This is a genomic window from Enterococcus nangangensis (genome assembly GCF_005405245.1).
Classification (GTDB): Bacteria; Bacillota; Bacilli; order Lactobacillales; family Enterococcaceae; genus Enterococcus_J; species Enterococcus_J nangangensis.
Genome location: NZ_BJDR01000016.1, coordinates 1 through 24,286, shown reverse-complemented (window position 1 = coordinate 24,286; position 24,286 = coordinate 1). Strand labels below are relative to the sequence as shown.

The 24,286-nt window shown below is 33.9% G+C and carries 21 protein-coding genes; all 21 read left to right on the top strand.

Annotated features, from left to right (window positions below; genetic code table 11):
• Positions 1-6: 6 nt before the first annotated feature.
• Positions 7-828, top strand: a complete 822-nt coding sequence (locus FFM57_RS06355) for a glycosyltransferase family protein (protein WP_137599693.1) — start codon at positions 7-9, stop codon at positions 826-828.
• On the top strand, positions 825-1,547 hold the full coding sequence (locus tag FFM57_RS06350) for a glycosyltransferase (protein ID WP_137599692.1): 723 nt from the start codon (positions 825-827) through the stop codon (positions 1,545-1,547). Before FFM57_RS06355 ends, FFM57_RS06350 begins: the two co-directional genes overlap by 4 nt.
• A 13-nt stretch (positions 1,548-1,560) precedes the next feature.
• Positions 1,561-2,430 (top strand): glucose-1-phosphate thymidylyltransferase RfbA, encoded by an 870-nt coding sequence (gene rfbA / locus FFM57_RS06345; RefSeq protein ID WP_137599691.1) that lies wholly within the window; start codon positions 1,561-1,563, stop codon positions 2,428-2,430.
• Positions 2,431-2,443: 13 nt separating this feature from the next.
• Positions 2,444-3,022, top strand: coding sequence for a dTDP-4-dehydrorhamnose 3,5-epimerase (gene rfbC / locus FFM57_RS06340; protein WP_371851246.1), 579 nt, complete (start codon positions 2,444-2,446; stop codon positions 3,020-3,022).
• Between the two features lie 12 nt (positions 3,023-3,034).
• Positions 3,035-4,063 carry a dTDP-glucose 4,6-dehydratase gene (rfbB, locus tag FFM57_RS06335; protein WP_137599690.1) on the top strand — a complete coding sequence of 343 codons (1,029 nt, stop codon included), beginning with the start codon at positions 3,035-3,037 and terminating at the stop codon, positions 4,061-4,063.
• An 88-nt stretch (positions 4,064-4,151) separates the two neighbouring features.
• The gene (locus FFM57_RS06330; protein WP_137599689.1) at positions 4,152-4,949 is read left to right on the top strand and encodes an ABC transporter permease; all 798 of its coding nucleotides are present in this window, start codon (positions 4,152-4,154) and stop codon (positions 4,947-4,949) included.
• 2 nt (positions 4,950-4,951) lie between these two features.
• A complete protein-coding gene (locus FFM57_RS06325; RefSeq protein ID WP_137599688.1) occupies positions 4,952-6,157 on the top strand; it encodes an ABC transporter ATP-binding protein in 1,206 nt (401 codons plus the stop codon).
• A 30-nt stretch (positions 6,158-6,187) separates the two neighbouring features.
• Positions 6,188-9,235, top strand: a complete 3,048-nt coding sequence (locus tag FFM57_RS06320) for a rhamnan synthesis F family protein (protein ID WP_137599687.1) — start codon at positions 6,188-6,190, stop codon at positions 9,233-9,235.
• Positions 9,236-9,251: 16 nt separating this feature from the next.
• A complete protein-coding gene (locus tag FFM57_RS06315) occupies positions 9,252-10,490 on the top strand; it encodes a glycosyltransferase family 4 protein (RefSeq protein WP_137599686.1) in 1,239 nt (412 codons plus the stop codon).
• 42 nt (positions 10,491-10,532) lie between these two features.
• Complete coding sequence (locus FFM57_RS06310) at positions 10,533-11,894, top strand: DUF2142 domain-containing protein (RefSeq protein WP_137599685.1); 1,362 nt, start codon at positions 10,533-10,535, stop codon at positions 11,892-11,894.
• A gap of 1 nt (position 11,895) precedes the next feature.
• Positions 11,896-13,161 (top strand): glycosyltransferase family 4 protein, encoded by a 1,266-nt coding sequence (locus FFM57_RS06305; protein ID WP_137599684.1) that lies wholly within the window; start codon positions 11,896-11,898, stop codon positions 13,159-13,161.
• 92 nt (positions 13,162-13,253) lie between these two features.
• The gene (locus FFM57_RS06300) at positions 13,254-14,039 is read left to right on the top strand and encodes a glycosyltransferase (protein WP_170999917.1); all 786 of its coding nucleotides are present in this window, start codon (positions 13,254-13,256) and stop codon (positions 14,037-14,039) included.
• Positions 14,040-14,065: 26 nt separating this feature from the next.
• On the top strand, positions 14,066-14,794 hold the full coding sequence (locus FFM57_RS06295; protein WP_137599683.1) for a glycosyltransferase family 2 protein: 729 nt from the start codon (positions 14,066-14,068) through the stop codon (positions 14,792-14,794).
• Between the two features lies 1 nt (position 14,795).
• Complete coding sequence (locus FFM57_RS06290) at positions 14,796-15,158, top strand: DUF2304 domain-containing protein (protein WP_137599682.1); 363 nt, start codon at positions 14,796-14,798, stop codon at positions 15,156-15,158.
• Complete coding sequence (locus tag FFM57_RS06285; protein WP_137599681.1) at positions 15,155-16,015, top strand: LicD family protein; 861 nt, start codon at positions 15,155-15,157, stop codon at positions 16,013-16,015. The genes FFM57_RS06290 and FFM57_RS06285 overlap by 4 nt, the downstream gene beginning before the upstream one ends.
• A gap of 20 nt (positions 16,016-16,035) precedes the next feature.
• Positions 16,036-16,941: a glycosyltransferase gene (locus tag FFM57_RS06280; RefSeq protein ID WP_137599680.1), complete on the top strand. Its 906-nt coding sequence runs from the start codon at positions 16,036-16,038 to the stop codon at positions 16,939-16,941.
• Between the two features lie 231 nt (positions 16,942-17,172).
• Positions 17,173-17,997: a LicD family protein gene (locus FFM57_RS06275; RefSeq protein ID WP_170999916.1), complete on the top strand. Its 825-nt coding sequence runs from the start codon at positions 17,173-17,175 to the stop codon at positions 17,995-17,997.
• Between the two features lie 47 nt (positions 17,998-18,044).
• On the top strand, positions 18,045-19,460 hold the full coding sequence (locus FFM57_RS06270; RefSeq protein WP_137599678.1) for an oligosaccharide flippase family protein: 1,416 nt from the start codon (positions 18,045-18,047) through the stop codon (positions 19,458-19,460).
• 44 nt (positions 19,461-19,504) lie between these two features.
• The gene (locus FFM57_RS06265; RefSeq protein WP_137599677.1) at positions 19,505-20,203 is read left to right on the top strand and encodes an IspD/TarI family cytidylyltransferase; all 699 of its coding nucleotides are present in this window, start codon (positions 19,505-19,507) and stop codon (positions 20,201-20,203) included.
• Positions 20,203-21,228 carry an alcohol dehydrogenase catalytic domain-containing protein gene (locus FFM57_RS06260; RefSeq protein ID WP_137599676.1) on the top strand — a complete coding sequence of 342 codons (1,026 nt, stop codon included), beginning with the start codon at positions 20,203-20,205 and terminating at the stop codon, positions 21,226-21,228. Before FFM57_RS06265 ends, FFM57_RS06260 begins: the two co-directional genes overlap by 1 nt.
• Positions 21,229-21,655: 427 nt before the next feature.
• A complete protein-coding gene (locus FFM57_RS06255) occupies positions 21,656-24,004 on the top strand; it encodes a BspA family leucine-rich repeat surface protein (RefSeq protein WP_137599675.1) in 2,349 nt (782 codons plus the stop codon).
• Positions 24,005-24,286: the final 282 nt, after the last annotated feature.

The window sequence follows — 24,286 nt, the reverse complement described above, 5'->3', positions numbered from 1 at the left end:
CGACGAATGAAATTTGCAATCGTAGTAGTTTTATATCAAAAAAAAATACAACAATTACCTTTTTTTTCGTGGTTGGGCGAAATATTTGCCAGCAAGATTCCTATCTATTGCTATGATAATAGTCCAATAGCCCAAGACTTTCCTACTTCGCCGTGGTTCATTTATCAGCATGATCCACGTAACCTAGGAGTGACGGCGGGCTATAATTTTGCTTATCAGCAATTGCAAGGGAAAGACTATGATGGCTTGTTGCTATTAGATCAAGATACCCAGCTTTCCTTAGCCTATTTAAAAGAGTTACAGCAACTAGTAATCGCCCCTAACGTTTTTGCTGTTGTCCCCAAAATTTTTGCGGGGAGTCAGCAAATTTCGCCGGTGAAAAGTGCTGACTACATTAATCGTAACGCACAAGCTCTAACTTCTGGTTGTTACGCACAAGAGGTGATGGCGATTAATTCAGGTAGCTTACTGCGCTTCAGCTTTTTAACAAAAATTGGCGGTTTTAATCCGGAATTTCCCTTAGATTTTTCGGATCACTGGCTTTTTTATGCGTTACACAAACAACAAGGTGAAGTGTTAGTGCTGGATACCAAGCTGGAACATCAGTTATCAGTCTTGGATTACACAACCATGAGTCATGGCCGCTATCAACAAATTCTGGCAGCTGAAAAACTATTTTATACCCGTTATCGACGCGATTTACTAAGGACACATTGCTGGCAGTTGTTTAAAAGAAGCGCGAAACAACTCGTTAAGGTGCGGGATTTATACTTTGCCAAAACAACTTTTTTTGCTGGGCTGACTTTACTTTGGGGAGGAACAAAATGATTTCAGTTTGTCTAGCTACGTATAATGGTAGCAAAACTTTAGAGCGACAATTGCGCTCCATTCTTTCGCAATTAACGGCCAGCGATGAAGTGATTGTGGTGGATGATCATTCTAGCGATAATACCGTCAAACTCTGTCGAAATATTTTTAATGAATATCCGGTGGGTTATGATATTTTGATTAACGAAAAAAATCGTGGTCCCATCTATTCCTTTGAAAAAGCGATTGAACAGGCTAATGGGGATTTTATCTACCTTTGTGATCAAGACGATGAGTGGTTACCTAATAAAGTACAAGCAGTACAACAGGCTTTTAAAGAGCAGCAAGCCGACTTAGTCATTCACGATGCGCACGTCGTAGACGGCAACTTCCAAGAAGTTGCCGCATCATGGAATCAATTTAAAAAGAATCAACCACCGATTTCAGTTTTACGTAACTTTTATAAAAATGGCTTAGCCGGCTGTATGATGGCTTTTACGAAGCGTTTAAAAAAAATGATTTTACCTTTCCCAACCACAATCCAGATGCATGACCAGTGGATTTTTTTAGTGGCAAAGAAAAACAACTATCCAGTGGTACATTTAGCCCAACCCTTGATGAATTATGTTCGTCATGGGGGAAATGTAACAGGAATGAAAAAAAGAAGTAAAAAAGAAATGCTCATAGGACGGTGGACTATGTTAAAATGTTACCTGAGTATGCGTAAAACTAAAAATTAAAGGAGTTTTTTTCATGAAAGGAATCATCTTAGCGGGAGGGTCAGGCACCCGCCTCTATCCATTAACCAAAGCAACCTCTAAACAATTAATGCCTATTTACGACAAACCGATGATTTACTATCCCATGTCTACCTTGATGTTAGCCGGCATCAAAGAAATCTTGATTATCTCCACACCGGATGATACGCCGCGCTTTGAACAATTATTCGGTAACGGACATGACTTAGGCATTCACATTGAATATAAAGTACAACCTAGTCCGGATGGCTTAGCCCAAGCTTTCATTTTAGGGGAAGACTTTATTGGCGATGATTCCGTCTGCTTGATTTTAGGGGACAACATTTATTATGGTGGTGGCCTTTCTAAGATGCTACAACGGGCAGCACAAAAAGAAGTCGGCGCAACGGTCTTTGGCTACCATGTCAATGATCCGGAACGCTTTGGCGTAGTGGAATTTAACGACGAGATGCAAGCTATTTCTATTGAAGAAAAACCGGCAGCGCCAAAATCAAATTACGCCGTCACCGGACTTTATTTTTACGATAACCAAGTGGTGGAGATTGCTAAAAATATTCAACCTTCTCCCCGAGGTGAGTTAGAAATTACCGACGTTAATAAAGTCTATTTAGAAAAAGGTCAACTTTCCGTTGAAGTGATGGGCCGGGGCTTTGCCTGGTTAGATACGGGAACGCACGAATCCTTACTAGAAGCCTCCACTTTTATTGAAACGATTGAAAAACGACAAAACTTAAAAGTTGCTTGTTTAGAAGAAATTGCGTATCGCATGGGCTACATCAATCAAGAACAATTGATTGAACTGGCTCAACCTTTAAAGAAAAATGATTACGGCCAATACATGTTACGTTTGGCTGCGCAAAAATAAGGAGTCCTCATTCATGTCATTGAAAATTACGAAAACGACGTTACAAGATGCGTTGATTATTGAACCACAAGTTTTTGGCGATCATCGCGGCTTTTTTACGGAAAGCTATTCCGAAAAAGTCTTTCAAGAAGCAGGCATCCCCTACAACTTCATTCAAGACAATCATTCCCTGTCCTCAGAACCTGGTGTCTTACGCGGGTTACATTTTCAAAAAGGGGCCGCAGCACAAACGAAACTCGTGCGGGCGGTGACGGGTGCCTTGTACGATGTGATTGTGGATATGCGTAAAGGCAGCCCAACTTATGGCAAATGGGAAGGCTTTATCTTAAGCGAGTACAATCACCGTCAACTTTTAGTACCCAAAGGCTTTGCCCACGGTTTTTGTACCTTAACTCCCAATGTGAACTTCTTGTACAAATGTGATAACTATTATGCGCCAGAAGCAGATGGCGGGATTGCCTTTAATGATCCTGATTTAGCGATTAACTGGCCATTTGATATTCAACACGCTATTACGTCCGAAAAGGACTTAAAACATCCAACTTTCAAAGCCTTCGAAGGGGAAAATCCTTTCGTTTACGGCGAAATTTAAAGGAGTCGAGCCATGAAAAAGATTATTGTGACCGGGGGAGCCGGCTTTATCGGTTCTAACTTTGTCCATTATGTAGTGAACAACCATCCAGACGTTTTTGTGACGGTTTTGGATAAATTAACCTATGCCGGGAATAAAGAAAATTTAGTCGGACTGCCTGAAGACCGCGCGAAGTTAGTCGTGGGGGATATCTGCGATGCGCCTTTAGTGGATAGCTTAGTACAAGACGCGGATGCCGTGGTGCACTATGCCGCTGAATCCCACAATGACAATTCCTTAAAAGACCCGTCACCATTTGTGCAAACCAATATTGTGGGCACCTATACCTTGCTAGAAGCTTGTCGCAAGTACGACGTGCGTTACCACCATGTATCAACCGATGAAGTCTACGGCGATTTACCATTACGAGAAGACTTACCAGGACATGGGGAAGGACCCGGTGAAAAGTTCACAGATCACACCCCTTACAATCCTTCTAGTCCATATTCTTCTACCAAAGCCGGCTCTGATTTATTAGTCCGGGCGTGGGTCCGTTCTTTTGGGCTTAGAGCGACCATTTCTAATTGTTCCAATAACTATGGCCCTTACCAACACATTGAAAAATTCATTCCTCGCCAAATTACCAATATCTTAAGTGGCATTACGCCAAAATTGTACGGTAATGGGAAAAATGTACGAGATTGGATTCATACCAATGACCACTCTTCAGCTGTTTGGGCGATTTTGACGAAAGGTCGGATGGGGGAAACCTATCTCATCGGTGCCGATGGCGAACAAGACAATAAACACGTCTTAGAACTCATTTTAGAATTGATGGGTCAACCCAAAGACGCCTACGAACAAGTTAAAGATCGGCCAGGCCATGACTTACGTTACGCCATTGACTCTACTAAATTGCGGGAAGAATTAGGCTGGACGCCTCAATTCACCAATTTCCGTGATGGTCTAGCAGATACTATCAAATGGTACACGGAAAATGAAGCCTGGTGGCAAGCTGAAAAAGCCGCAGTAGAAGCAAATTATGCGAAGAGCGGACAATAAGACTTTTTGATTGGAAACTGTTTAATAGGCCTCCTGAGAGTGATCTTGGGAGGGCTTTTAAACTTATGGTAAAAGGAGAAGTGACTACGTGTTTGAAAGAAAAAACCGTATTTTATTAAAAGAATTAGTTAAAACTGATTTTAAGATGCGCTATCAAGGTTCTGTTATGGGTTATTTATGGTCTGTTTTGAAACCCTTAATGTTGTTTGCTGTAATGTATGTAGTGTTTATTTACTTCCTAAGATTTGGTGCTGATGTTCCACACTTTGCTGTAGCAATGTTATTAGGGATGGTCCTGTGGCAGTTTTTTACAGAGACGACGAACTTAGGGATGATGTCCATTGTTCAACGGGGAGATTTATTAAGAAAATTAAGCTTTCCTACACACATTGTGGTTGTTGCAGTATCTATTAATGCTTTAATCAATTTACTAATTAACTTAGTTATTGTGTTTATTTTTGCCTTGATTAACGGCGTGCAAATCTCAAAATTTGCCTTTGTCACACCATTTCTACTAGTAGAGTTGTATGCTTTTACTTTGGGAGTAACTTTTATCTTAGCAACTATTTATGTCCGGTTTAGAGATATTGGCCCAATTTGGGAAGTATTTATGCAAATAGGGATGTATATGACCCCAATTATCTATCCAATTACAATGGTGGTGAATGTTAATCAAACCATTGCCAAAATCATGATGCTAAGCCCGATGGCCCAAATTATCCAAGATATGCGCTACTTGCTTACGAGTCCTGTGAATTTAACGTCTTGGTCCATGATTAATCAAAAGTGGATTCTCATTATTCCTTATGCGTTGCCGTTCGTTATTCTGGTAGTTGGTTTTAAAGTCTTTAATAAAAACTCTAAGAAATTTGCGGAGATTATCTAGATATGGAAAAAAATATTGCAGTTAAAGTTGAAAATATAAGTAAATCTTTTCGCTTGCCTGTGGAAAGTACGACAAGTTTAAAACGAACACTAGTAAATTACTTTAAAGGAATAAAAGGTTACCGTGAACAACAAGTCTTACGTGATATTTCTTTTGATGTTAAAAAAGGTGATTTTTTTGGTATTGTCGGGCGGAATGGTAGCGGAAAGTCTACACTTTTAAAAATTATTTCTCAAATTTATCTTCCTGAAACGGGAACGGTTGCTATTAATGGGAAGTTAGTTTCTTTTATTGAATTAGGGGTGGGGTTTAACCCCGAACTAACGGGTAAAGAAAATGTATATCTAAATGGTGCATTACTAGGTTTTTCTGTAAAAGAGATTGATGATATGTATCAGGATATTGTTAATTTTGCTGAACTTCACGAATTTATGAATCAAAAATTGAAGAACTATTCTAGTGGCATGCAAGTGAGATTGGCATTTTCAGTTGCGATTCAAGCAAAGAGTGATATTTTAGTATTGGATGAAGTTCTAGCAGTAGGTGATGAAGCGTTTCAAAGAAAATGTAATGATTATTTTATGCAAGCAAAAAAAGAAAAGAAAACGATTATTCTAGTTACTCATTCAATGGAAGCTGTCAGGAAATATTGTAATCGAGCTATGCTTATTGACAAAGGGAAAATTAAAGTTATTGGAACTCCTGATGATGTAGCAAACCAATATTCTTTAGATAATGTTTCACAAACTGGAGCTACAACGGTTATTGAGGAAGTTGAAGAAGTTGAAGAAGTAGTATATGTTAGGGATTTAAAGGTAACACTTAATTCTGAAAAGTTATTAGATAATGAAAATCGACTTCTTAAATTTCAGATTGCATATGATGTAGTTAAGGACCGCCAAACTTATATTGCTTTTTCGTTAATGGATATTGAAAGAAATGTTTGGATTTATAATGATAATTCGTTAAACTTAATGACTTCGGGTGTAGGAGAGAAGTCTATTGAGTATCAATGTAACCTACAAGGCATAAATCAGTGTAAGCTAAAATTGATTGTATCTGTTCGTGGAGATAATGATGAACCTTTTGCTATTGCAGACAGCGAAAACAGCCCGATAGTTATTGTTTCACCTAGTCCAAGCATGGATAAAAGTGCAAGAATGTCTAGTTCTGGGATAATGAATAGAAATGGCAGTTGGAAAGTTTAAATTAATTTAGATAAGGATGTAGATGACTTTATGGATAATAAAGTTTCAGTAGTTGTGACATGTTTTAATCATGAAAAATATATTGAGCAGTGTTTAGATAGTATTTATAATCAAACTTACAAAAATATTGAATTATTAGTGATTAACGACGGTTCAACGGACGAGTCACACAATATTATTCGTAAAGTCATTGCAAAATCCCCGTTTGCTCGAACAGAGTACCGCTCTCAAATAAATAGTGGTATTTGTGTTACCAGAAATAGCGCTTTTAATTGGATTGAAGGAAGCTTCTTATTATTTGTTGATAGTGATAATTACTTAGAAAGTACATATATAGATAAATTGATGCAAGCTGCGTTTCAGACGAATGCAGATATATTATATGGAAATTTATTTGATCCTGATAGTAAAAGAATGTTTATGGAATCGAAGCCATTTGTGCTGGATGACTATTTAGTGGGAAATTATATTGATAATTGCTCGCTTTTACGTGTGGCCGGCATTGGTAAAGCAAGGTACGATTTAGAACTGAATAGAAAAAAACTAGTAGATTACGATTTTATGTTAAATTTGATTGTTAATGAAAGTGCTAATCCTTACTATGTTTCTGAGGCTAACGTGAATTATCGTGTGCTAGAAAGTTCAATTTCTAATAGAAGAGACGAACATTTTTATTTTGAAGTTTACTTCTACATTATGAAGAAGTATCTAAAATTAATGCCAGAAAATGTGTATCGTGGTGCTCAAGCAAATGTTTTTTTATTAGAGGGTAGATTAAGTGAGTTGCTTGAACACTTAAGTAAAGTTACTGATTATGTACACGATTTAGAATCTGTGCGACTTGATTTAACTGAAAAACTGAAACAGGAAACTGCTCAAATTTCTTCATTAACGCAAGAAAAGCAATTACTTGAAGCAGAAATTGGTGAATTGTCTAAACATAATATTGAGATTCAACAAAAAAATCAATTCTTACAACAAGAAAATCAATTGATTTTAGCATCAAAGTCTTATCAAATAGGGAATGCTATTATTCGCCCTCTAAAATTTGTTGGCCAAATCGTTAAACATCCTAGATTAATTCGAACGTATTTAGGAAAAGCTAAGAGAAAAGTACAAGGGACATTATCAGTTTCAACAAGTTTGAAAGGTAGAGTGTTACGTCTTGCCCGTTCTGTACAACGAAAAAAAAATAATTATCAAGACCCTAAAAGAGTTCTAGTTTATGTCATTTATGAAGGACAAGCACACCTTCAAGAATATAAAATTATTTTTTTGAAAGCACTTGCTGAGCTTTCTGATAAAGTGTTAATTGTAGTGAATGGCAGTCTTCCAGAAGAGGATATCAAAACTTTAAAAAATTATGGTGAAGTTCAGCTTAGGGATAACTCTGGCTATGATACAGCTGCCTTTCGCTATGGTATTCAATATTTAGGAGAAGAACAGTTAAGAAAATTTGATGAGTTACTGCTAGTCAATGATACAAATGTTGGCCCAGTGTCAGATTTAAAAGCGGCTTTTGATAAGATGGCTACGAGAAAATTGGACTTTTGGGGCATTTCTTATGGAGATCCACAACCAGATTTTACACAGTATAATCCTTATCATTATATTCCAGAGCATCTGCAGTCCTACTTTTTAGTAATCGAAAGGTCATTGTTACAAAATAATTCTTTTTATGACTATTGGGCGAAATTGGAGGACACGGATTCAAGAAATAAAGCTATTGGTAAACACGAAACAGTATTTACTAAATATTTTGCTGATAAGGGCTTTATTCACGGTTCTCTGGCTAGTACAAATGAAGATTCTGCAATGTATATTCACCCTTTAACGATGGTAAAAGATGGTGTGCCTTTAGTTAAATATACTGCATTTGCTAATTATGATAATGATAAATTTGCTTGGCAAGGACTACTTAGAGAGACAGAAGTGCCAGCACTATTAACGTATCTTGAAAATGAAACAAGTTATCCTATGCAGGTCATTTATGATATTATGGATGAAGTCAAAAATAAAAAGGTTAAAGAACATATTTTAATTATTGATGGTGTAGAAAATGCTATTCCTCAATGTACTCGTTATCGCGTCTTAAATAAAGCAGAACAATTGCGTAGTTTAGGTCATGAGGTATGGGTAGTTAATCGCTCTGGCTTCCAAATGGGCTATGCAGAGCATGCGAGTCATATTATTATTTACCGTTGCGCATATTCAAATGAGTTAAGTGAACTATGCCGACTAGCTAAAAAGTATAATAAAACGGTATTATTTGATATTGATGACTTGGTAATCGATACCAAATATACCAATCAGCTTTCGTATACGCAAAGTCTTTCTAGAGATGAGAAACTCAAGTATGATGCTGGTGTTAACTCTTATGGTCAGATGATGTGTTTATGCGATGGCATCATCACTAGCACGGGTACTATGCAAAAAGAACTTAAGAATTATAAAGATTTGGTTCTATTAAATCGTAATTTAGCTAGTGCAGAATTGATTGCTGCTAGCGATAAAGCAATAGAAGAGATAAAGCAAGATAGCGCACTAGTAAAAATTGGCTATTTTTCTGGATCAATCACACATAACGAAAACTTTGAGCTAATTAAGCCAGCTTTAATTAAGCTATTAAAAGCATATCCGAATGTTGAACTTCATCTTGTTGGCTATTTAGATTTACCAGATGAATTATCTTTATTTAAAGCACAAATTAAGCAACATGATTATGTTGAATGGCATGAGCTACCTAGATTAATTCGTCAAGTGGACATTAATCTAGCTCCGTTAGTGAATTCGATTTTTAATCAAGCAAAATCTGAAATTAAATGGATTGAAGCAGCCTTAGTGAAGGTTCCAACTATTGCCAGCAATATTGGTTCGTTTAATGAAACAATTATTAATGATGTAAACGGAATTTTAGCTACTGATGATAGCTGGTTTGAAGCCCTAGAATCTTTAATTTTGTCTTCTGAAAAGAGGATAAGTATTGCCAATAATGCCTACAGTGCTGTTGTAAATCAACATAGCACCTATAAACATATTGATCAGTTTAGCACCTTCTTAGAAAACAAAGAAGATTAGAATTAGAGAGGTAGTTATGAAAAAGATACTGTTTATATCACCAACAGGAACGTTTGACAATGGAGCAGAGATTTCAATTTTTAGTTTGATGAAGTATCTAGTTAATTTAGGTGATGAGGTTTATGCCGTGGCTCCTCAACATTTTAGACCTGCTCAAACTGATTATTTTAATCTTTGTCGAGAAGCTGGAATTTACGTCCACTTTATCCCTTCGCTTAAGTGGTGGTGGGAGGACGCTCCGGGAGGATTAGCTGGAACTCATGAAGAACGAATATACTTTTATAAAAAAAATATTTTAGATATTCAACAATTTATACAAACGAAAAGTATTGATTTGGTAATTACTAATACTGTTAACATATTCCAGGGAGCAGTTGCTGCGGCTATCGAAAACGTTCCTCATTATTGGTTGATTCATGAATTTCCAAAGAACGAGTTTGCTTATTATCTTTCAAAGACTAAATTTATTGATTGTAATTCAGAAGCTATATATGGAGTGTCAGGAGAACTTCAACGTGAATTAAAAAAAATGTTTCCTAATCGAATTGTTAAAAGTTTTACTCCATATACAAAGTTAAAAATTGCAAAGCTAAAAAACGGAGATAATATTCGCATTGTTTCAATAGGGAGAATAACTAAGGGAAAAAATCAATTGGAGCTTATTAAAGCATTTTCGTTACTAGATGGAAATACAAAGTTAATCTTTATAGGTGATTGGGACTCCGAGTACAAAAAAGAATGTGATGATTGGATTTGTGAACATCATGTAAAAAATATAGAGTTTATTGGGAACAGAGAAAACCCTTGGGATTTAATTACAGAAAAGGATATCTGCGTATTGACATCTTCAATGGAAACCTTTGGCTTGGTATATGTAGAGGCTCTTCTTCAAGGAGTACCTGTTATTATTTCTGATAATTTAGGTTTTAAATCAGTTTATGAAATATTTAAATTCGGGACAATGTATTCATTAGGAGAAATTGAAAAATTATCCGGCACTATCAGTAAATATATGGAAAACTTTATACAAATAAAAAAAGAGTCAATCGATTTTATTCCTAAAGCTCTTTCTTTGTATGATGTGGCCTCGTCATATAAAGAATTAATTTTAGATATTGATAATATACTTCCTTATAAAAAGAAAGGAATCTCTTCTTTAAATTATTTACTTATCACCAATAAAGAAGAAAATAAATTAAAAAAAGTTCTAAAAAGGGTATTTCGGAAGATTAAATCAAAAACATGTAATTTGTAAAAAAATGTAACATAAATTATAAAGTTGAAGGGAATAAAAGGTATGAGGGAAAAAACTAAATATAATCCGGAAAATATTTTTTTGATTTTAGGTGCCTTTTTTATTGGTATAAGTATTTTTGCTTTTCCGTTAAATAGAATACCAGATGAAACAAATCATGCTCGTATGGCTTGGCAAATTGTTTATACTAGAACGAATAATAGCTTTGATTGGATGAATAGTATCGAAAATATAGATAAAGTTAGCTTTCCTGAATATAAAAATCTATTTACTGAAAAAATTAACTTAGCAAATGATCAGGTAGAAAATAATTTTTCGATTAAAAATATACCGCATATACCGCAATTGCTAGGAATGCTTCTAGGTAAATCTATATATCCGTCGGTTGGCGTTATTATGACTATGGGAAGAATAACAAATGCATTATTTTACTTGATTTCACTTTTTTTCATTATTAAAAAACTGAAATTTGGAAAATTTCCTCTAGCGTTTATCTCATTATTGCCTATTTCTATTCAGCAAGCATCGTCATTATCGTATGATGTGGTTAATTTTGTATTCGTTTCATTTGTTTTCTTCTTAATTTCTAATTTAGTTATAAACAGAAATCTTAATTATAAAAACATAATGGGAATAATAATAGCTTTTATCGGATGTTATGTTACAAAAATGAATAACTTTTTTCTACTATTACTTTTTCCCCTTCTGAAAATTCATTTTTCAGATAAATTTAAGAAAGCAAATAATTTTTTAAATCAAGTGTATCAACTAATAGCTAGGTTTAAGTACTTTGTGCTATTTATATCTGTTTTTTTTATATCAATTGTGGCAGTATTTTATTTTAAAGATAAAGGCGGAATTACTCATTTTATCCAAGTCATGATTAACTCGGTATTAAATACGAACTTGAATGGACATATCAATGGAATACTTTCTTTAGGAATATTTGGTTTCTTAGGTCAATTCCAAGTTCAAATGCCATTATGGATAATTTACATTGATATTGTAGTATTAGTATTGTTGATGTTCCAGTTAGACTTAGTTGACGTTGATATAGAGACAAACTTTGGGATTGCATCAGCGCTAATGTTTCCATTACAAGTTCTTGTAATTATTGGCGGAATGTATTTTGCTTGGACGCCACTTGTTCTAGGAGACAATGCATCTATTTCAGTAGGAGCCCAGGGAAGATATTTCACTCCGTTCTTAATTTTCTTTTCACCTTTCTTCTTGAGCATTAAAAATAGCGTAGCATTAGTTTTTCAAAAAAACACTGTAAAAAAAATTGTTATCATTACATTAATAGTTAACTTCCTAATCATGACTTATTTAATAGTTTTCTATTATTGGATACCTGACTATGAGACCGATTGGCTAATTCGGATTAGGGAGTTGTTAAATTAGCATGTCTAATATACTATTCATTTCGCCGACAGGAACGCTAGATAATGGAGCAGAAATTTCTATTTTAAACCTAATGCGGACTCTTAAGAATGTAGGGCACGAAATTTATGTAGTTGCTCCACAAGGCTATAGTAAAAGTATGGAATACAAGAAAGAATTAAGTCAATCAGGGATAAAACTTTACTTGATTTCTGCACTCAAGTGGTGGTGGCATGACGCCCCTATGGGTGGTTTTGGTTCGGTTAATCAACAATCCATTTCTATTCAAAAAGTTAACTATAAAATTGTAGATTTGATAAAAAAAAATAAAATTGATTTAGTAATTACGAATACTGTAAATATGCCGCAGGGAGCAGTTGCTGCTGCAATTAGTCAGATTCCACATGTCTGGTTGATTCACGAATTTCCTGAGGGTGAATTTTCATACTACGCTTCTAAAATTCCTTTTATTGAACAAAACTCAGATGAAATTTTTGCAGTACAAGGGGAATTGAATAAAAAAATTCAGACGTTGATTTCAAGCAAAAAGATTGGACAATTTATTCCGTATAGCAATGTAAAATCAAGTGAACTGAAAAAAGGGCAGAATACTAGGATAGTTTCAATAGGAAGAATTACAAAAAGAAAAAATCAATTAGAACTAATTAAAGCTTTTTCGAAAATCGATAGAAATAATATGGAATTAGTTCTAATAGGGGGATGGGATGAACCTTATAAACAAGAGTGTGACTTTTTTATAAAAAAGAATCACGTTAGAAATGTAGTCTTTGTTGGGAATGTGAGTGATCCTTGGGAATGTGTGAGTGACAAAGACATTTGTGTACTTCCCTCGACAATGGAAACATTTGGGCTAGTGTATATCGAAGCATTGTTAAAAGGTGTTCCAGTTATTGTTTCTGATAATTTAGGATTTAAGTCTGTTTACAATATGTACGAAACGGGTAAGATGTATTCTCTAGGTAATGAAAAAGAGCTACTAGCCAATATTTTTAGTTATATGGACAGGTTTGATGAAGTAAAAAAAATATTTATTTCTCGCTCCGATTATATAAGTAAGAAGTACACTTTAGAGAACTCATACTGCGAATTGATAGAATTACTTAATTTAGGAGTGGGGTATAAAGAGAAAGATATACTCGCTTTAAATACGCTATTGACAATCGAGTGTAATGAGACCAAAGTATCTAAATTAATTGAAAACATTAAGTTTTTAGAGATAAAAGTATGGAATAAAGTCAAAAAATTAATTAACAAAAGAAACATTTAGATAGTATAGATAACTTTTGTTGAGTTTCTTGTTGATAGTGAATTCGAAAGTTAAGCTTGCCATGAAAAGTAAAAATGTATAAGGAGACTATCATGAAAATTCATACCTTTGTTATTTGTTCTTACAAACAATCGCCCTACTTGGAAGATTGCATGCAATCGTGCCTTAGTCAACTATCTGTTAGAAATAAAAAATCGAAAGTTATACTATATACAAGTACTCCTGATAACGTTATCAGGAATTTATGTAAAAAATATGACATTGAATTATTCCACAAAGATGGCGGAGGAATTGGCAGAGATTGGAATAATGCGTTGTCTTTTGTGGATACTAAATATGCAACTATTGTGCATCAAGATGACATTTACTTACCTAATTACGGGGAAAAGATTATTGAAGAGTTTGAGAAAGTAAAAGACTGTAATATCGTCTTTTCAGATTACGAAGAGAATGATGCTACAGGTGCAGTACGTAAACGAGGTTTAAATTTAAAAATTAAAACCGTAGCATTAAAAATAATGTTTCTTTCCAGAAATAAAACTTACCAACGAAGAATATATGCTTTAGGAAATTTTATTGCTTGTCCAGCAGTTTCCTATAATCTGGAAAGATTAAAAAATTTTCGTTTCAATGAACAACTCAAGATGACCTTAGATTGGGATGCTTGGGAACGAATTATGAAGCTACCAGGTAATATTGGCTTTGTTCAAGAAAAACTAATGTATCATCGTATTCATGAAGAGTCAGAAACAACGGTTAACACCAAGGATCACACCCGTGAAGCAGAAGAATTTGAGATGTATAAACGATATTGGGGTAACGACATTGCTAAGTTTTTAATGAAATTTTATGTGTTAAATCAGAAAAGTAATCAGTAAAAAAATATGTTGATAAGGAAGAGAAAATGGATTTAATAAAAATATTACTCATCATCCCAGCGTATAATGAATCTGAAGGCATCGTAAATGTAATACGAAAAGTAGATGCATATAGAAAAAAATGCAGCTATCATTTAGATTATATTGTAATTAATGATGGCTCAACAGACAATGAAGAAGAAGTTTTGCGAGAAAATAATATAGATCACGTAGAGTTGATTCAGAACTTGGGTATTGGTGGTGCTGTTCAGACAGGCTATTTATACGCTCTTGAAAAAAATTATGATATCGCAATTCAATATGATGGTGATGGGCAACATGATATTGAATCGCTTCCTAATCTAGTTGAACCAATTATCAAAGATGAAGCTGACTTTACTGTAGGTTCCCGTTTCGTTACATCTAGTACTTCGGAATTCAAATCAACAGGTGCCAGACAGTTAGGTATAAAAATTTTGTCTACATTAATCAAATTGCTTTCGGGTGTAGAGATTAAAGATGTTACAAGTGGCTACCGTGCTGGCAATAGAAAGGTTATTCAGCAGTTTGTAGATCGATATCCAAGTAAATATCCCGAGCCCGAAAGTTATATGCATTTGCTTGCTCATAAAATAAGGATTAAAGAAGTAGGCGTAAATATGTTTGAACGAGAAACTGGAGAATCTAGTATTAGACTACTTAGTGCAATTAATTACATGGTGACAGTTTCCTTATCTATTTTATTTGCAACTTTGATCGAGAAGAAGGAGAAGTAAAATGCCTCTTAAACTACAAATTATGGCCATTCTACTGGCCATCGGTTTTTTTATTTTCACAGTAAAACTGATTCGCAAAGGGAATGCTGAAATTAGACAAATGGGGAAATGGCTGAGTTTGTCCGTTGTGTTAGTTATTGGTGCCCTGTTCCCAAATCTTGGCAATAAAATAGCTCATTTCTTTGGTATCTCTACTTTGACATCATTAGCTCTTTTTATTACAACAGCAATTCTGATTGTCTTTTCGTTGACTACCCATATTTCGCTAATTAATGCAGAAAGACATAATAAGAAGTTAACACAAGAGGTTTCCCTTATGAAAAAAGAGCTGAGTGATTTACAGAGAAAAAGTAAAGAAGGGTGAATAAAGCGATGCTATATGATACATACGATGAAACAACTTTAAAAAAATTACAAAAAATTGAATTAGATATATTGAAAGAGTTTGATGAAATATGTGATAAGTTCAATTTAGAGTATTTTTTATGTGGTGGATCCGCTATTGGGGCTGTTCGTCACCAAGGAATTATTCCTTGGGATGATGATATTGATGTTGGAATGAATCGCAAAGATTATGATAAGTTTCTAGAAATTGCTAGACAAAATTATTCAGATAAATATACAGTAGTAAACAACGAAACTAATGAAATGTTTCCGCTAATGAACACTCGTTGGGGGCTAAATGGAACTACATTTAAAACAAAAGATTTAAAAGATGTTCCAGGGGAGTTTGGCGTATTTTTAGATATTTTTTGTTTTGACAATATTCCTAATGATGAAGCAAAAATGAAAAAACAAGGAACTGCAGCTTGGTTCTATGGCAAATTATTAGTGTTAAGTGGCGTGCCAAGTCCAGTCTTGTATATAAGTGGTTGGAAGAAAAGCATTGTATTATTTGTTAGTAGATGTGCACATACAGCCTTTAAAATATTCAAACTAAGCCCTCGCTTCTTTTATAAAAAGGCCAAGAAATATGCTGTGCAGTATCAAAATGAAGATACTGATAGAATGGCATATATGTTTGATCCAGAGCGTTTTACAAGCATTGTTTATAAAAAAGATATTTATCCAACAAAAAAAATGAAGTTTGAATCCTTTGAAGCAAGAGTTCCTCAAAAAATTGAAAGTTATTTGACGCAAAGATACGGTGATTACATGACGTTACCACCGGAAGATAAAAGACATAACCACCCGCCATTTCAGCTAAATTTGGGTGAATAGAAGTATTATAAGGAGAACGTATGAAAAAAGTTGCAGTACTGATGTCAACGTATAATGGTGAGAAATATTTAGAGGAACAATTAAAAAGTATACTGAATCAAAGTTATCCAAAGGTAAAAATTTATATTCGTGATGATGGATCTACTGACGGAACTATTAACATATTAAAAAAATATGCACAAAATAATTCGAATATTAGGGTTGAACTTGGCGAGAATGTTGGATATCCTAAATGCTTTTACAAATTAACTAATAAATTGTTCGATGAGGATTACTTTATGTTTTCCGATCAGGACGATCAGTGGTTACCGGATAAAATAGAAAGGGCCGTTAGGTTTTTAAGTAATGAAGAATATTCTGGAGCACTATGCTATTACTCTTCATATAATATTTGTGATAAAAATCTTAAATTTATTAGAAAATCGATGGATAGAAAAAGTGACTTCACCCTTGAAAATACAATCTATGAGGTGTGCGGTTTAGAGTTTACTATGGCTATGAACAAGTCAGCTATGGAATTGTTGAAAAAAAACCAGCCTAAAAAATCAAAGGCTCGTGGAACGTGGATGTCTATGCTGTTTGCTAGTCAAGGAAAAATTTTATATGATAACTTTGCCACTGCTAATTACCGAAGGCACGAGAGTACAGTAACTAGCAATAACATGGGGAAATTTGGAATGCTATTGTGGAGAGCCAAAACATTTTTGCTAAGTGATAGTTCTCTAAAATATAAAGAATTGTTAGATGAATTTCAAGCTATCACAGAAAATCAACTCACTATTAAGGAAAAAAGACTTTTAGCAATTTTCTGCGATAGAAGTTTTTTTGGGGGGGCTTTGAAAAAAACGTTTTATCCTCATCGATTACGTAGTAATTTTTTAGATGAAATACAGTTAAGAACTCTTTTTCTACTGAAAAGGCTTTAAAAATTATTGTAGTGGAAACTTTAATAATAGTCTTCGATATATATTATAATTAGAAAATAGACTAAAACGTAAACTACTTTACTTGTTGACGAGAAAAATCGGTTAAAGTTTCTGAATATCTTTTTGCGCATCAAATAATTAGATCCAATTAAAAATTTTTTGAATATAATTTGATGTATTGATTTTTAAATAAAACGTAGGTTTTTATGTAATGAAAGGATGGGTTTTCGAATGACAAGAGAACCAATAAGTAGTGAAAAACAAAAGGACATCCTATTGCAAATTTTAGAATATATTGATGAAATTTGCGTTGAACATGATATAAAATACTCTCTTTGTGGAGGTACATTGATAGGTGCTATTCGCCATAAAGGGTTTATTCCATGGGATGATGATATTGACATTATGTTGGAAAGAACTCAGTATGAAAAATTAATTTCTGTCCTCAAAAAGGATAACCAATATTATTTGCTAGATAAAAATACTTCTGGATATAGGAAGGCATATGCAAAGTTATGTGATAAAAGAACCTATGCAAAGTCATATTCTAAAGTTCCAATTGAGATGGGAATCTTCGTTGATATATTTCCTGTTGATAATATTCCCGATAGTCAAGAGGAAGAAAAAAAATTTAAAAACAAAATCGCCATAAAAGATAATAACGCTTATTATAGCAGGATAACTACATACAATGGCGCATCTAGTTTACTAAAAGTTTTTTTAAAAACAATTATTTGCTTTCCTTTATACGTTAAAAGTAGAATAAATGGAAATATGTATACGCAAGTTTCACAACTAGAATCATACAGTCAAAAGTACAATAATCAGAAAACAAAGTTTTGCGGTTGTCTAACTTCTTCGTGTTTAAGAGAAAAAGAAAAATATCCTCGGGAGATATTCAACTCTTATAGTAAAGTATTATTTGAAGGTAAATATTTTTCTTCTATTACAGAGTATGATATTTATTTGAAACAACTTTATAATAACTATATGGCACTACCTCCTGAAGGGGATAGAATTAATCATGACTTCTACAAATGGTATTGGAAAGAATAAATATGCTTTAATGCAAATTGAAGTGTTTTTCAAAGAGAGGTGCCTTATTGAAAAATAAAAATATCCTGTGGAACTTTTTTTATCAAGCTAGTTATCAAGTCTTGGTAGTAATGCTTCCTGTGATTACAGTCCCGTTAGTTTCTAGAGCTTTACAACCAGAAGGAATAGGTACATGGAACTACATCAACTCTATTGTTAGCTACTTTATATTGGTTGCTGGCTTAGGTTTATCTAGTTATGGTGTGAGAGAAATTGCCTTTGTTCGCAATGACAAAAAAAAGCTTTCAGAACGATTTTGGGAGATTCAGGGATTTAATGTCTTTTTTTCATCCAGTATATTAATTATTTACCTTATCTTTTCTTTTTTTTCTAAATTTAGTATTTTGTTTTTTTTGCAATCTCTAGTTGTTTTGGCCACGTTGTTAGACATTTCGTGGTTTTTTCAAGGAATAGAAGATTTTAAAATGGTTTCTATCGTAAATGCCGTTGTTAAGATTTTTACGTTTATTTTGACAATCGTTTTAATTCGTGATCAAAGTGATTTGAATACCTATGTCGGAATCATGGGCTTTAGTTCCTTTTTGTCAGGTTTAGCATTTTGGTTTTTTATCAAAGACAAAGTCTTTTTTGTGAAAGTATCTTTAAAAAAAATGTGGTCTCACTTTGTTCCGGCTCTAAGTTTTTTTGTAGTTAAAGTAGCGTCGACGCTATTTAATAACATGAATACAACTATTCTTGGAGTTATGACCAGTATGGCTGTTGTAGGAATGTTTTCTAATTCATTAGTTTTAATAATGCTAATCACCTCATTAGTTAATTCATTAAATACAGTGCTTTTACCTCGAATGTCATCTCTTGAAAAGGAAAATCAAGAACAAGAAATGATTGATCTTTTAGGAAAAGCAATTGATATTCAAGTATTTATGGCAGTGGGTTGTATGTTTATCGTTCTAGGCATTATTTCTGGAGTAGTGGATTTGTTTTTGGGAAGCAGCTTTAGAGAGGTTGTTCAAATAGTTCCAATTCTCGTTCCCGTAATGTTATTAGCAACTATTCAACAAGCCATTGCTAATATGTATCTTGTGCCTAAAAATAAAATTGCATCTTACACGAGAACAATTATAATAGGATTAGTTATTAATATTATTTTGTGCCTATTATTAGTTCCTAATTGGGGTGCCTCTGGTGCTGCTGTAGGTTACACGGTAGGACAATTTTATTTGGCCTTCTCAAGAGTTATTATACTCAGCAAGGAAACTACTTATCGTTTTAACTTTAAAAACTTATTATTATGTTGTGTTGCTGGAGCATTGGCGTATCTAGTTATAGATTTGATTAATATGACGGGATTAAATGGTTTTATACTTACCTTTACACAGGGGTTACTTGGACTTATGGTCTACACATTAATGACCTTGTTATTAAAAGTAAATCCAGCCTTGGAGTTATTAAAATTTAAATAATCTAAAACAGATAGATAGAAGATTATACTAGGAGGACGATGTAAATGTTTTTTGCACAAATTATGGCTGGCGGAATTGGGAAAAGAATGGGTAATACTTCAATGCCAAAACAATTTCTTCCTTTAGGTAATAAACCAATTATTATTCATACATTGGAGAAATTTATTTTAAATTCTGATTTTGAAAAAATAATTGTGTCATGTCCTAAAGCGTGGATAGAACATACTAAAGATACTATTGCTAAGTATATTGACGATAACCGGGTCGTGATTATCGAAGGCGGCGCTGAGAGAAACGATACGTTAAATAAAGCGATTGAGTATATTGAAGCCCATTATAAATTAACTGATGAAGATGTTCTTTTAGTTCACGATGCGGTTCGACCTTTTGTAACGAAAAGAATTATTGATGAAAATTTAGAAGCGACAAAAAAATATGCAGCAGTAGATACTGGTATTCCGTCCTTTGACACCATTGTTCGGGTAAATGATGATCTTATTACAGATATTCCCAATCGTGATGAAATGTATCAAGGACAAACGCCGCAAACTTTTCGAATTAAAACTTTAAAGGCTAGTTATGAGAAATTAACTGAAGAAGAAAAAGGAACGTTAACGGACTCATGTAAGATTTGTTTATTGGCTGGTGAAAAAATTTATATGGTCCAAGGTGAAGCTTCCAATCTAAAAATCACAACCCCTTATGACTTGAAAATCGCTAATGCCATTTTGGAGGAAAGATAATGATTAATCAGGTTGTCCGTCTAACGTCTCCAAGACAGTTTGAACTTTTTTCCATCGATGAAAAAGTGACTTCTAATACAGTTATTGTTCGTCCAACGTATCTCTCCATTTGTCATGCTGATCAGCGCTATTTCACTGGTTCAAGAGGAAAAGATGTTCTTAAAAAAAAGTTACCCATGGCGCTGATTCATGAAGGTGTCGGTGAAGTAATTTTAGATAAATCTGGAACTTTTAAAGTGGGACAAAGAGTAATTATTATTCCTAACACACCAGCTGAAAAAAGCAACACAATTAGTGAAAACTATTTACCTACATCCAAATTTCGCTCTAGTGGCTTTGATGGATTAATGCAAGAATATGTTTATTCTACGCCTGATCGTTTAGTTTCTATTCCAGAATCTTTATCTTCTGAGGTAGCCGCATATACGGAATTAATTTCTGTTGCAATGCATGCGATTTCTCGCTTGAAAGTAAGAATGAATGGGGATAACGAAACTTTTGGTATCTGGGGGGATGGAAATTTAGGCTTTATTGTCAGCTTGTTACTTAATAGAATCTTTCCCACATCGAAAATCTTCGTATTTGGAAAAAATCCAGAAAAGCTCCAGTATTTTTCTTTTGCGACTGAGACCTACCAAATTGATGAAATTCCTGCTGATATGAGCATTTCCCACGGAATTGAGTGTGTTGGCGGGATGGGGAGTCAGGATGCTGTAGATCAAATTATTCACTATATTAAACCTGAAGGCACAATATCTTTAATGGGTGTTTCTGAACATTCTATTGAGATAAACACGAGACTTGTTCTCGAAAAGGGAATTACAATGTTTGGTAGTAGCCGCAGCGGTCGTGTAGATTTTGAAAGAACGATTCAATTTTTGACAGAACATCCTAATGCTTGTGATCGATTAGCTAGTTTAGTAGGTATTGTTGAACCTGTCAAAACAACAACGGATATGATTAGCTTCTTCGATAAAGAGCTCCAAAATACTTGGGGAAAAGCAGTTATGAAATGGGAATTTTAAGGATAACTTGTTTTCGGTGCAGCAGTGCTGATATGTTAGAATGCTAGATTCTGCATTGATAATTAATGTGTCTGTAAGTGCCTATAGAATAGTACCTTATCCATACGGAAAGAAGAACTTGAGTCATTAGGAAATTAGGAGTTCTTTTATGAATCATCCTCAGCGCCTACAAAACAGCTGAGTTATACTGCCTAAGAGGATGTCTAAAAATTTGTTCAGAATAAAATTAACCGCCAAACTCCCCAACTCTCAGTATAGAGGTTGGGCTATTTGGCGTATAGGTGCTATTTTATTGAGCTCATACTCTCTATGAATAAAAAATAGAACGTTTTTATTTTTATAGAAAACAATATTTACCTGTGATAATATGAAAGTAGTTTAAGACCTTTCAAACATTATAAGCTTCTAAGAAGAATGGAGTGACAAAATGGAAAAAAGCAAAAGAGGTATAGGGATAATTGTCAGTGTGATTTGTTTGGTACTTGTGCTATTCTTAATTCCTAAACAAACACATAGTGAGGAATCTATCTTAGATCAAGGAAATTATGGGATTGATTGGCGTTTGACGACTGATGGAGTTTTATATCTTGAAGCAGGGACGCTGCTTTCTCCTGAGGGACCAAGTTATGATTTAACATATCCATGGAGTAAAAATATTTCAAATATTAGAAAAGTAGTTATTGAAGGAAAAGTAGTTTTACCGAAGACCCCTAAGTTGTTTACAAAAATGACTCGACTTAAAACAATTGATAATATTGAGTTATTAGATACTTCAAGAGTAGAAGACATGAGCTATATGTTTTATGATGTCACTGAGATAGATACACTTGATTTGTCAAGTTGGGATACTTCTAATGTGACAGATATGAGTGGTATGTTTAAAGAAACTTATAAATTAAAAGATTTATTTATAGCAAATTGGAATGTTTCGAAAGTTACAAATATGAGCAATATGTTCTATGATGCCACTGGTTTAACTTCACTAAACCTGAATTTCTGGGATGTTTCAAATGTTAAAGATATGTCAGGAATGTTTTCTGTAGGGAACCTTACTCTAACTTCAAACTTGAAAGAGTTAAACATTGATGCGTGGAATGTAAAAAATGTTCAGAATATGAATTATATGTTTTTAGGAAGTGCTATTTCCTCTCTGGATTTGTCGAATTGGAACGTTTCTAATGTAACTGCTATGTCAGGAATGTTTGAAGAGGTATTTAATTTACCTAGCTTAGATCTGTCAAAGTGGAATACATCTAAAGTTATAAACATGACTAATATGTTTCGAAGAATTAAAAATTTAAATAATTTAAATCTATCTGGTTGGAATGTAGCATTAGTTCAAAATATGTACTTTATGTTTGGAGAAACGTATTTTGAGGTTTTAAACTTATCCGATTGGATATTATCAGGAATAACGGATATAGAGGGATTATTTGATACCTCAGAATATAATTATGGTGGCGTAAGCTCTACTAATTTGAATCTGTCGAATTGGGATATCGATAAATTATATACTCTAGATTCAATAAAAAACATTAAAAACATGTCTAATTTAAAGATATCCAACTGGAAAGATTCAGAAAAGTTGGAGGATACATTAAATGCGTTATTTCTTAAGTTTCCGGAGTTAAAAATAGAAGGCGCTGGGTATCAAGAAAAAGCAGTTAGTGATTTATCTTTTGAAAAGATAAATTCTATTATGTATACCGGTAACAAAATAGAACCTAACATAGAGGTGTATGATGGGAAAGATAAGTTGGAAAAAAATGTGGATTACACTATAACGTTTGGGGAAAATATTTTAAATTATGGAAGTGTAACAATAAGTGGGACAGAGACCTATAATAACAAAAGAAAATACGTTGGAACTAAAGAAATTACATTTAAAATTTTGCCTGCTAAATCATATTTAGTCAATTTGCCATTGGCTAGCTCTATTTATAAGGGGCAAAGTCTTTCTGCATCAAATATTAGTAATGGAAAAGTTGTAGATAATTCAGGAAAAGAAATTCAAGGAAATTTCAAATGGAAAGAGTTAGAGTTTGCTAATATTGAACTGAATGAAACAGGTTTTCATGAAGTGGAATTTAGTGCTACTGGATATGAAACTTTAAGCTTTCATATTGAAGTAAAAGTGTTAGTTGGATGGACTAAAATAGATAATAAATGGTATTATTATGGAGAATATGGGAAAAATACCGATTGGATTCAAGTTAAATCTAAGTGGTATTATATGGATAGTTTAGGAGTAATGCAAACGGGATGGCAGCTTATTAGATGGTGTTCTAGTGATCCTTTGAATCCTATAGTTGACTACTGGTATTATTTTAATGATAGCGGCGCTATGCAAATTGGCTGGCAAAAAATAGAGGATAAGTGGTATTACTTAGACAATGGTGGTGTCATGCAAATGGGCTGGCAACATATAGGAAACACGTGGTACTATCTTGATGCTAGTGGTGCTATGCAAACGGGCTGGCAGCATATAGGAAACACGTGGTACTATCTTAATACTAGTGGTGCTATGCAAATGGGTTGGCAGCATATAGGAAACACGTGGTACTATCTTAATGCTAGTGGTGCTATGCAAACGGGTTGGCAGCATATAGGAAACACGTGGTACTATCTTAGTGCTAGTGGCTCCATGCAAATTGGTTGGTTACAGACTAGTGGCAAATGGTACTACTTAGATAGTTCAGGGTCTATGATTACTGGTACAAAAAAAATAGGTAACACAATTTATAAATTTAATAGCAGCGGAGTATGGATTAAATAACAAAAAAGAATAATAACTTTTTAAAGAATATCTATGCTAAAAAAAATAAAGAAGAGCAAAAGTTAAAAGTTTATTCACAGAATTTTTTATGAAGTAAATGCCTAATTTAACAGTATCTAGGATGCCATCCGTATCGATTCCAGTCTTGGAAGATGATAAGGGTGGTTTTTGTTTTGAGTATTTTTGGGACGTTCTTCTGCCAAAAGTAAGCGGGAAGTACCCCAGTATATTCTCTAATAGTTAACCTCCTGTTATTCTTAAAATACTTAAGAAAGACAGGAG